This is a genomic window from Halomonas sp. BM-2019 (assembly GCF_017584085.1).
The window spans coordinates 2286909-2289137 of sequence record NZ_CP071922.1 but is presented as its reverse complement, the minus strand read 5'-3'; the positions used below and the strand labels follow the sequence as shown (position 1 = coordinate 2289137).

Annotated in this window: 2 protein-coding genes and 1 pseudogene; 1 reads left to right on the top strand and 2 read right to left on the bottom strand. The window is 72.9% G+C overall.

Annotated elements, in window-relative coordinates; all coding sequences use genetic code 11:
* Both J5F18_RS11360 and J5F18_RS11355 read right to left on the bottom strand, forming a co-directional pair.
* Positions 1-282 (bottom strand): annotated as a pseudogene (locus tag J5F18_RS11360) (ABC transporter permease); the annotation flags it as partial.
* A gap of 6 nt (positions 283-288) precedes the next feature.
* Positions 289-1200 carry an ABC transporter substrate-binding protein gene (locus J5F18_RS11355; RefSeq protein WP_346298743.1) on the bottom strand — a complete coding sequence of 304 codons (912 nt, stop codon included), beginning with the start codon at positions 1198-1200 and terminating at the stop codon, positions 289-291.
* A 99-nt stretch (positions 1201-1299) separates the two neighbouring features.
* Between J5F18_RS11355 and J5F18_RS11350 the strand changes: the two genes are divergently transcribed.
* The coding region (locus J5F18_RS11350) for a DUF1853 family protein (protein ID WP_346298742.1) at positions 1300-2229 on the top strand (930 nt) is incomplete at its 3' end.

Genomic DNA, 2229 nt, shown 5'->3' with positions numbered 1-2229 from the left:
GGCGAGCCAGGCCGGGAGGCCCATCAGCAGCAGCGCGGCCAGGCCCAGCGCCAGCCAGAGCCGGCGCGGCGAGGGCCGCCAGGCCAGGCCGGCCAGCGCGACCAGCGGCAAGGTGGCGGCGAGGGCGCCCAGCCAGCCCACCGCCTCCTGCGCCCTCAGGGGCGTGCCCGGCACCAGCCGGTTGGGGGCCACGCTCACCGCGGCGAGCAGCCACCAGCCCAGGGCGGCGACCAGCGCCAGCAGCAGGATCACCCGGTTGCGGGACGCCGCCTCCCTGCCCATCGGCCGTCACTCCGCCAGGTCGGCCAGGAAGTCGGCGGCGACGTCGCGCGGATCCAGCCCGTTGACCGCCACATCACCGTTGAGGCGCTGCAGGGTCTCGAGATCCAGGGCCTGGAAGAGCGGTGTCAACAGCTCCTCGATCTCGGGGTGGGCGTCGAGCACCTCGTCGCGCACCACCGGGGCGGGCTGGTAGACGGGCTGCACTCCCAGGGTGTCCTCCAGCACCACCAGGTCCAGGGCCGTCAGCCCCCCGTCGGTGCCGTAGGTCATGGCGGCATTGACCCCGCTGGTCTGCTGGGCGGCGGCGCGCATGGTGGAGGCGGTGTTGCCCCCGGAGAGCACCAGCAGCTGGTCATCGGCGAGCGTGAAGCCGTAGGCCGCCTGGAAGGCCGGTAGCGCCTGGGGCGACTCCACGAACTCGGCGCTGGCGGCGAACTTGAACTCGCCCCCCTCGTCCAGCCAGGCGGCCAGATCCTCCAGGGTGGCCAGCTCGTGTTCCCGGGCCAGCTCGCCGCGCACGCTCATCGCCCAGGTGTTGTTGGCCGAGGCGGGCGTCAGCCACACCAGGCCGTTGTCCGCGTCGCGCTCGCGGACCGTCTCGTAGGCCGCCTCGGCATCGTGCCAGACATCGCTGTCGGTCATGTCGAAGAAGAAGGCCCCGTTGCCGGTGTACTCGGGGTAGAGATCGATCTCGCCGGCCAGCAGGGCCTCGCGCACGATGCTGGTGCCGCCGAGCTGGAGCCGGTCCCGCACCTCGATGCCACCGGCTTCCAGGCGCTGGAGGATCAGCTGGCCCAGCACCGAGCCCTCGGTATCGATCTTGGAGGCGACCACCACGGGACCGTCCGCCTGGGCGAGGGAGAGGGTCATCAGGGTGCCGGCCAGCAGGGCCAGGCCACGCGAAGGAGGAATACGCATGAGGAGTTACCACCCGAGGGACGTGAATGTATGCTGCAGTATAGGGAAGCCATTCCTTGCCTGTCAGACACTTGCCGCCAACGCACAGGACCCCGGCCCATGACGGCGTTGCCCCTGCCCCTGCTCGACCGCTGCCACCACCCCCTGGTGCGTGATCTCGCCTGGCTGCTGCTGGTGCCCGACCTGCTGCAGACGCCCTGGCCGGGGCGTCCCGATCGGCGCACGCTGGGGCTGGCGAGCGATGCGCAGCTGGCGGCCTGGCTGGATGGGCTCGAGGCCGACCCGGCGACGCTGGAGGCCTGCGTGGGCGAGACCCTCCAGGGCCGCATGGGCCTCTACCACGAGCGGCTCTGGCAGTTCCTGCTGGCCGCCGCCCCCGGCACCGAGCTGCTCGCCCACAACCTGCGCATCCACCGCAGCAAGCAGACCCTGGGCGAGCTGGACCTGCTCTACCGACGCCGGGGCGCGGCGACGCCCGTGCACCTCGAGGTGGCCATCAAGTTCTACCTGGGCCTGGTGGAGGGGCCCGGCGAGGCCCAGGACCAGGCGCGCTGGATCGGTCCCGGCGGCGCCGACAGCCTGGCCGGCAAGCGCCACCACCTGCATCACCACCAGCTGCGCCTGACCGAACAGCCGGAGACCCGCCAGGCCCTGGCCGAGCGGCTCTGCAGCGACGCCGTGGGCGCCGACCGCTGCCTGCGGATCGATCGCCAGCTGGCCATGCCGGGGGTGCTCTTCTATCCCTGGCCCCATCAGCTGTCCAGGCCCCGGGAAGCGAGCCGTGACCACCTGCGCGGCGTCTGGCTGGGTTGGGAGGCCTGGCGCCGCTACCGTGACGGGCTGCCGGCGGGGACCCGCGGCGCCTGGCTGCACAAGCCCCACTGGCTCGCCCTGCCCCGCCGCGAGCAGTTGCTGGCGCTGCGCGACCTCGAGGCGCGGCTGGCCCAGCACTTCCAGGCACCGGCCTCGCCGGTGCAGCTCGCCCTGTGGCCTGCCGCCAGCGGCTGGCGTCGGGTCTTCGTGGTGGCC

Bases quoted from the DNA above. Each gene is read 5' to 3' on its own strand.
- J5F18_RS11355 (WP_346298743.1), bottom strand. From the start codon at position 1,200: ATGCGTATTCCTCCTTCGCGTGGCCTGGCCCTGCTGGCCGGCACCCTG.